Source organism: Frankia sp. CeTa3Moorea (assembly GCF_978021225.1).
Genome location: NZ_CDXDOR010000023.1, coordinates 25102 through 33039 on the forward strand (window position 1 = coordinate 25102; position 7938 = coordinate 33039).

Consider the following 7938-nt stretch of genomic DNA (forward strand, 5'->3'; position numbering starts at 1 on the left):
GACATGTCATGCCCGACTGGAGGTCTCGGCTCGCCGTCTCCTGGCAGAACACCGACGGCGTTCACAAGATCGTCCCAGTGGACTCCTTCTCGCCGACCTTCACTCTCGGCGCGGAGGTGCTCAACTCCATCGAGGAGACGCACATCGGGGTGGTCTACACCCCGTCCACCATCACGTTCTCCCTTTCGGTGAAGGCGATCGGGGACTCCGCGGCGCAGCTTACGGCGCTGGCCCTGGCGGGCGCGCGGTTCGACATCATCCTGCAGGAGACCGAGCACGGCGCGGACTGGTCATTCACCAAGATCGTGATCAGCGACTGCGTCATCACCTCCGCCGCCCCGACGAACGCCACGATCGCCGGCGCCCCCTCGTCGGTGTTCTCCGGCTTCAGCCTCTCGGCGACGGTCGAGCCCAAGTCCGGCGAGTCCGCGACAGTCCGGTGACGGCGTGGCCGAGGATGCACGCCCCGGTGCCGTCCGGGTCCGCCAGACCGGGATCGCCCTCGTCCACGCCGGCGAGCTGGTGCTTCCCGCCGCCGGCAGCGAGGCCGAGCTGGAACCGGCCGCGGCCGACCCGCGCGCGGTCGTCGAGTACCACTTCCCGGTCGTGATCGAGGTGCGCGAGGCGCAGGCGCCGGACGTCGAGGCCATCGCGAAGCTGGCTGCGCGGCACATCGTGCGCGGGCTGCGGGACTGATGACCACCCGCGTCGTGCACCCCGTCCGGCTCGTCGTCGACGCCACCCGGCTGACCGACGCCGACCTGCTGGCGGACGCCGTCGAGGCCGGCGTGACCCGGGCGGTGCGGGCCAGCCGGGGCCGGGTGCTCGACGGCCTGCCGGACGGGATGGGCGTGCGCGTGCTGCCCGCAGAGATCAGCTGGGCCGGCGCGGCGGCGTCCGGGCTCACCGAAGACCAGCGGGCCGCCGTGGAACGTGTGGTGGCCGGGGCGATCGGTCGGGCGGTGGCCGCCGCCGGGGTGTCCGACGGGGTGCTGCGCCGCACATCCGCGGCGCAGCCGCCGGTCGGTGAGGCGGTGGACGCCGCCCGGTTCAGCCGGCCGTTGCGGCGCTACGTCATCCCCTCCTACCAGGGCGGCGACGCGGCGGTTGAGGTCCTCGACGACGGCGGCGAGCCCGGGGTCGCGGCGAGCCCGCCGGGGCGGACCGAGTCGACCACCGTCTGGTCGCCGGTGATGGCCGAGAACTACGTGCGGACGGCGCTGCGGGCGGTCCGGGTCTCGTCGGTGGCGCCGTCGGCGTCTGGGCTGGTCGGCGTGCTGTTCCTCGGCCCGTCCGGGGCTTACGAGATCGGGGCGGTCCACCCGGGCGAGCAACGGGTGGAGTCGTCCTTCCCGCTCGGCCGGTTCCGCTTCCCCCGCTTCGGCCAGCGCGAGGGTGAACCGCTCAGCTTCGACCCGGGAGTGGTGTACCGGCTGCGCTGGCAGGGCAGCGCGACGCAGGCCCGGACGGTGGTCACCGACTTCTACGCCGAGTCCTGGCGGCGGGCCGCCGAGCAGGCAGACCCCCGGCTACCCGGGCAGAGCGCCGCGGACCACGCCGCGGCCATCACCGACCTGGTGGACCGCGCGCTGGACACCGCCGTCGGCCGGGCCGCCCGCCTGGCCTGCTACCTGCTGCTCACCGGCCCCGGCGGCCGGCGGGACCTGGTCGAGATGGTCAGCCAGCCAGACTGGGTGCTGCCCGGGATGGAGCTCGACCTGGTCCCACTGTCAGAGACCTACCAGCTCGACGACGATGTCATCGTCGTCACCCCGGCCGGCGGCGCGCCTGGGGCGGGAGCGCCTAGTGGCCCGGAGCCAGCCGGCGGACCTGGTGGTCCGGGTGGCCCGGGCGGGTCCGGGGGCACCGCCGGAGCCGGTACCGGGCCGGGCGGCACCGGGACCGGCGACGGCGGCCCGGCCCGGGCGGGGACCGGCACCGGCGAGCGGGCAGGTGGCCAGCCGGGCCAGCCGGCCGGCGTCGGGTGGCCCTGGCCGGTCAGCGGGGGCGACGGGCCGCCGCTGGTCTGCGAGCCGTTCCTGGCCGAGCCGCCGGCGCAGGACCTGGTCGGCGTCCAGGGCCTGCTGGCCCGGATGCGCGACCTCGCCGCCCGGCTGCGGGTGGGGGAGTGCCACTACCTCGGCCGGTTCGCGCTGAACTGCGCGACGATGATCGCGGTGCGGGCGCACACGGTCGGCATGGAGGGTGTCCGCAGCACCGCCACCACCCAGGTCAGCGTCCGCCACGACGGCCGCGGCAACAACGGCTACCTCGACGTTCGGCCTGGCAGCACCCCGGAGTTCGCGGCACTGCGGACGCTCGCCGGTATCGCCACCGACCTGCACCGGTTCGCCGACGACCTGATGGCCGCCTACCAGGAACCGGAGAACCTCCGGCTGGTGAAGGTGCGCCCCGGCGGCGAGCCGTACGCCGGTGGCTGGGCCTGGCGCTTCTGGTCGGAGCTGTCGGAGTCCCTGCTCGACGCGTTCACCCTGCTCTACGCCGAGACCTGCCGGGTGCTGCTGCTACAGCAGCTCCGCTCCTCCCGCCACGGCATCGACGGGCGCCGCGGCGCCGGCTTCGACGCCACCGCGGCGGCCTTCTCGTCCACCCTGGCCATCCTCGGCGAGTCGGTCGTGGTGGTGACCACACTGCGGCACGCGATCACGCACTCCGAGGCCGTGCTCGTCACCGGCTCGGTCCGCGACGTCCTGTCGGTCAGCCAGACGATCCCAGCGGGCGACGGGATGATGTTCGTCGAGCTGCCGGCGCCGATCCGGTCCGTCCCGCCACGAGTGCTGGCCGTCGCCGGTGACGCCCTCGTCGAACGCCGCGGCGGTGACCGGGTGGTGCGGTTCCGGGACAGGGTCTGGACCGCCGCCGACCTGGACGCCGAGATCAACCTGCGGCGGGCGGTGGTCAACCAGGTCGACCCGCTGTTCCTGCAGATCGGGGATCTGGAGCCGCTGTACGCCCGGGCCCAGCGCGAACCGGCGTTCGTCGAGGAACACCTGCGGAGCCTGCTCACCCAGATGTCCGAGGCGAACGCCCGGATGCTGGCGCAGGCATCCGACCCGGCGGAGGGCGCCTACTTCGCCGTGGCGGCCTCGCAGTACGTCTGGCGCGAGGGCGGCGCCGACCGGCGCGGGCTGCGTTTCCAGCTGCAGGGCATCCATGCGTTGGCGGACGAGCAGCTTCGCACCGCGGCCCGCAACGACCGTCTCTACGTGCTGGGGATCAACCGGGCGGTGGGCCGCAAGGCCGCCCTCGACGACCTGCTGGTCATCGCCTCCACCGCGGGGATCATTGTGCTCGGCCTGCTCTGCGCTCCGCTGGGCGCTGTCGCCGCCGGAGCGATCACCGGCCTGGCCGGCCTGGCGCTGACCGCTGGTGATCTCGCCGAGGCCGGCCGCCAGAGGGACCTGTACCGGGCGCTGGAGGACCCGGAGCTGTTCCAGCGCTGGCAGGAGGTACAGGTCGCGCAGCTCATGGCCGCCCTGAGCGTCGCCTTCAGCGTGTTCGACGTGGTCGCGGTCGGGCGCGGCGCCCGGGCCATCGTGGCCAGCGCCCAGCACGGCCTGCGGGTCGCCGAGCGGGCGGGCCTGGCGGCGGGAGCCCGGTCGGTCGCGCGCAGCGGCCGCCGCGAGGTGCTGCGTGGCATGACCGAGCAGGTGCTGGCGCAGGCGGTGCGCCAGGCGGTCACCGACACTGCGGTGCTGGCCGTGATGTCCCTGGTCCTGCCCCGGCTGATCACCCCGGTGCTGGTGCCCTGGATCCGCCAGCAGGCCGTCGACCACGGCACCTTGGCCGAGGTCGACGCGGCCCTCGGCCCGCTCGCCGCCGGCCTGCCGGCACCGGCCCCGCGGACGGCGCCGGGCGGCCCCGTGGCGGGCGGACCGGTGGTGGGCGGGGCACCAGCGGACGGTGGGGAACGATGACCATCACTCCCGGGCTGCTCTCCGGCGCCCTGAGCCGCGCCGCCCGCGAGCACGCCGCCACCCTGGAGGCGCTGCAGCGGGCGCTCGACATCGTCTCCGGGCAGCGCCCAGCGGTGCTGCGGGTGGAGGCGCTGGCCGAGCGTGTCGTGCTCGCCTTGGCGCACCACCACGAGAGCCGGGTCGCGGGCACGCTCAGCCGGCTGGAGGAGTCGCTGGCCCGGCTGCTGGACGACGTCGAGGACCTGCGCGCCGGTGGCCGGGCCACCCGCCAGACCGCGCAGCGCCAGGCCGACCTGCACGTCCTAGCCGACGCCATGGAGCAGCTGCAGAACTTCGAGGAGGCCGTCCGTCACGACCTGGACCGCGGCGAGCTGCCCGAGACGGCGGCGGCCGTGTTGCGGGAGGCGTTCGAGGCCCTACCGGCGCCCGCCGCCGCGACCGCCGGTAGGGCATCGCGACCGCGTGGCCGGGCGGCGGGAACCGGCACCCGCGCAGGTGCTGCGGCGACTGGGACGGTGGCGACCGGACGCGCGGCCACACCGGCCGCGAGCCCGGCTGCGGGCGGCCCATCGACTCCCCCGCCGGGACGACGCGGTGGCCGGGTGGCGGCACTCAGTCCTGAGGAGCAGGCCCGCGCCGCGGCGGCCACCGCCCGCGACGCGCTGGAATGGGCGCACCAGCTGCGGGAGGCGTGGAGCCGCGGCCTGACCTTCGAGCCGGAGTCCCGCCACGCCGTCCCGCTGGGCTGGCCGGACCACCCGCTGCTGGTGGCGGAGATGCGCCGGCTGGACGACGCGGTGACCGCGTTCCGGTCCGGCCGGCGACCCGGCGTCCCGGTCAGCCAGGCGGAGGCGACCGCCCTGCGCGAGGTGGTGCATCGGGCCAACGAGGTGCTCCGGTCGTTCGGCCGCCGGTTCGAGGTGCTGCACGGCGGCAGCGAGCGGATCCCGCCGACCCGGCCGGTGCCCCCGGCCGCGGAGGCCGCGCTGGCCCCGGGGTCGCCGGGGGCACTCGCTGTCGCGGCGCGTCGGCGGGTCGCCGCGCTCACCGCCACCGCATCGCCGTCGCACCTGTTCGACGCGCTGGAGTTCGCGTCGCTCGACGTGACCGCCTCCGGCCGCCTGGGCGCCCCGCTGGCCCGGGACCTGCCCGGCATCGGCCTGGAGGCGCTGGCCCTGACCCCGGAGCAGATCCGCGCGCTGCCCACCAACCCGCCCTGGCTGGCCAGCCGGCTGGCCGCCGCCGTCGAGGGCTGGGAGCGGGCGCACCTGGTCGGGCCGGGCTTCGGCGGCGAGCTGTTCGCCGGCCTGATGCTGGCCCCGGAGGGGGTCAACCAGATCGCCCAGAACCGGATCATCGAGGAGGCCCTGCGGGTGGCCGCCACCGTGGTCGCCGACCCGGAGGTGACCGTCCGCGCGGAGGGCCGGCGGCTGGCGGTCCCGCTGCGGGACGGGTCCTTCGAGTTCGTCGACGTGCTGCACCGGGTGACGTACGACCTCGACCAGCCCAGCGGGGTGCCGCTGCTGTTCGTGATCGAGGTCCAGCCGGACGGCCACTGGCGGGTCACCCAGAACGACCTGCCGCCGGGGTCGTTCCGGGGCGACGCCCCGACCTCGGGGACGAGGTGACCGGACATGCCCGAGTCGAGCTTCGTGACCTACGGCCGGGTGCCGTCGGCGATCCTGTCCGACGGGGTGCTGGTGATCCCGCTGTGGGTGGTCGGCGCCATGTCGATCAGCGAGAGCTACCAGCTCCCCCCGGTCGGATCCACCGGTCACCGGGCGGTGGCCCAGGTGCACGACGACACCATCACGATGACCGCGTCCCTGGTCGGCCCCGAGCGGTTCGCCTGGAAGCTCGGCCTGGAGCAGCTCGCGGAGGCCAGCAAGCGCGGGTCGGCGCTGGGTGCCTTCACTGGCGGCAAGGTGGGTGGGCTGATCCTGGTCACCACGCTGACCATCCGCACCGACATCCAGGTGCAGAGCTTGTCGTTCTCGGTCAGCGCCGCCAAGCGTGAGGTGATCGACGTCCAGCTCACCCTGGCCCACCTGCCGCTGCCGTCGCTGCTGGGCAAGCTGCTCGACGTCGCCGCCGTCGGCGTCGGCGCGCTGGTCGACGTGGTCAGCTGAGGCGTGGTCAGTGTGAGGCGTTGTCAGGTGAAGCACGGTCAGGTGAAGCACGGTCGGTTGCAGCACGGTCGGTTGAAGGAGGACACGATGGCCCGGCTCAGCCCGGTCGTGGTGCGCACGCTGGTGCCGCCGGCGCCGTCCGCGGCCGCCGCGCCACCGCCCGGGTACACCCTGCTGGACACCACGCTGAGCCAGGGCCTGCCGGCCCGCTTCCCGCTCAGCGCCCGGCTCACCCTCGCCCTGGTGGTGCCCACCGGGCTGGCCCGCCCGTGGCTGCGCGCGGACCCGGCGACCGTGGTCTCGACCAGCGAGGAGCCACCGCCCGACGGTGCCAGCCGGCGGCCGGGGCTGGCCGACGCCGCCCGCCCCCCGATCCGGCTGGTGCTGGTCGCCGACGGCCGCCGGGTGTCCGAGGTCCCCCTGGTCCGGGGCGCGGAGCGGCTGCTGCCGGCCGACCCCGCCCGGCCCGCCGAGATCGCCGTCCGGCCGCTGGGCTGGCGGGTGACCGCGGGCGCGCTGGTCGGCCCGGGCACGTCCGGGTCCTGGCTGCGGCTAGCCTGGCGCAGCGTCGGCACGGCGCCGGACCACCCGCCGCGCCCGCCGCGCCGTCCGGGGGAGCCGTTGCCGGCGCACGCCGTCGGGTTCGGCCCGCCGGTGCCGGCAACCGCGACCCAGGAGTGGCGATGAGCCTGCTGACCGGCTTAGGGACCGGTGCGCTGACCGGGAACCACCCGGGGTACGTGGTCACTTTCCACGAGGTGGACGCCGCGGGCGGCGTGACCGACCCGCCGGCCCTCATCCTGCACAGCGACGCCGTCGAGGCGGAGATCTCCGCGCCGCTCACCGGCGACATCCAGGGCGGCTCGGCGACGGTCGCGTTCGCCGGGCTGACCGACACCGACCACCAGACGCTGGCCGCGCGTACCGCCGACGGCGCGGCCCGGCTCGCCGTCGCCCGGGTGCACCTGTTCTGGCGGGACACCAACAGCTCGGTTGGCGGGTACCTGACCAACCTGCTCGGCATCGGTGCGCTGACCGCCGGGCTGGGCTCGGCCGGCGCGTCCGGGGACACCCTCGCCCCGGTCCGGGTGGCGGAGCTGGCGGTAACCGGGGTGTCCCGGCGGCGCGGCAGCCGCCGCTACGAGACTGTCGTCACCGGCACCGAGCGGGTCGCCGTCGCGACCACCACCCGGCTGCGCGAACCGCTCAGCGTGGACGGCCTGGAGACGGCGGCCCGCCGGCTAGCTGAGCTGGCCGGGGTGCAGGCGGTCACCCACCCGGTGACCCCGGCCGACCCGGCGGTCCGGCCCGGCGAGATCCGGTTCACGGCGGCCCGCGGCGAGCGGGTCCGGGAGGCGCTGGTGCGCCTCGCGCGGCGCTGGGAGCTGGCCACCGGCCGCCACGGGCGGGGCCTGCTGCTGGTCCGCGACGGCGCGCTGCACGTCGGCGTCCGCCCGATCCCGCTGCGCGGCGACCCGCCGGCGCTGACCCACCCGACCGGGCTGCTGTCGGTCGAGGCGCTGCCTGCCCTGGTGCTCGACGCCGACGCGGACGGCGGCACCGAGCCCGCCCGCCGCGACCAGTGGCTGGTCCGGCTGCGCGGCCGCCCCGACATCCGGCCCGGCGACGTGGTCACCTTCGACCCGCCGCCGGGTGAGGGCACGGTGCAGCCCAACCTGGCCTCCGCGCTGCTGGGCGCCTTCGCGGCGCCGCTGACCGGCCTGCTCGGAGAGGGCACCGGCGCTCGCGGGTACGTGACCGGGGTCACCCACACGCTCAGCCGCTCGGCCGGCTTCCTCACCGAGCTCACCCTGGTCGGCCTGGCCGCCGGCGAGGACGGCTGGGACCGGCGTACTACCCCGGCCACGGCC

7 protein-coding genes are annotated in these 7938 nt (G+C 75.8%); all 7 read left to right on the forward strand.

Features of this window, described 5'->3' with window-relative positions:
* Positions 1–8 precede the first annotated feature (8 nt).
* Positions 9–443 (forward strand): hypothetical protein, encoded by a 435-nt coding sequence (locus AC08OV_RS06840; RefSeq protein WP_476613211.1) that lies wholly within the window; start codon positions 9–11, stop codon positions 441–443.
* A gap of 4 nt (positions 444–447) precedes the next feature.
* Entirely contained in the window at positions 448–696 is a 249-nt protein-coding gene (locus tag AC08OV_RS06845; RefSeq protein WP_476593250.1) for a hypothetical protein, read from the forward strand.
* On the forward strand, positions 696–3938 hold the full coding sequence (locus AC08OV_RS06850) for a hypothetical protein (RefSeq protein WP_476613212.1): 3243 nt from the start codon (positions 696–698) through the stop codon (positions 3936–3938). Before AC08OV_RS06845 ends, AC08OV_RS06850 begins: the two co-directional genes overlap by 1 nt.
* Positions 3935–5566 (forward strand): polymorphic toxin type 4 domain-containing protein, encoded by a 1632-nt coding sequence (locus AC08OV_RS06855; RefSeq protein ID WP_476613213.1) that lies wholly within the window; start codon positions 3935–3937, stop codon positions 5564–5566. The genes AC08OV_RS06850 and AC08OV_RS06855 overlap by 4 nt, the downstream gene beginning before the upstream one ends.
* A 6-nt stretch (positions 5567–5572) precedes the next feature.
* Positions 5573–6067, forward strand: coding sequence for a hypothetical protein (locus tag AC08OV_RS06860; RefSeq protein ID WP_476595291.1), 495 nt, complete (start codon positions 5573–5575; stop codon positions 6065–6067).
* Positions 6068–6094: 27 nt separating this feature from the next.
* The gene (locus tag AC08OV_RS06865) at positions 6095–6754 is read left to right on the forward strand and encodes a hypothetical protein (protein WP_476619453.1); all 660 of its coding nucleotides are present in this window, start codon (positions 6095–6097) and stop codon (positions 6752–6754) included.
* Positions 6751–7938: hypothetical protein (locus tag AC08OV_RS06870; protein WP_476619454.1), on the forward strand; the 1188-nt coding region annotated here is incomplete at its 3' end. The genes AC08OV_RS06865 and AC08OV_RS06870, both read left to right, overlap by 4 nt.

Bases quoted from the DNA above. Each gene is read 5' to 3' on its own strand.
- AC08OV_RS06855 (WP_476613213.1), top strand. From the start codon at position 3,935: ATGACCATCACTCCCGGGCTGCTCTCCGGCGCCCTGAGCCGCGCCGCC.
- AC08OV_RS06850 (WP_476613212.1), top strand. From the start codon at position 696: ATGACCACCCGCGTCGTGCACCCCGTCCGGCTCGTCGTCGACGCCACC.
- AC08OV_RS06840 (WP_476613211.1), top strand. From the start codon at position 9: ATGCCCGACTGGAGGTCTCGGCTCGCCGTCTCCTGGCAGAACACCGAC.
- AC08OV_RS06860 (WP_476595291.1), top strand. From the start codon at position 5,573: ATGCCCGAGTCGAGCTTCGTGACCTACGGCCGGGTGCCGTCGGCGATC.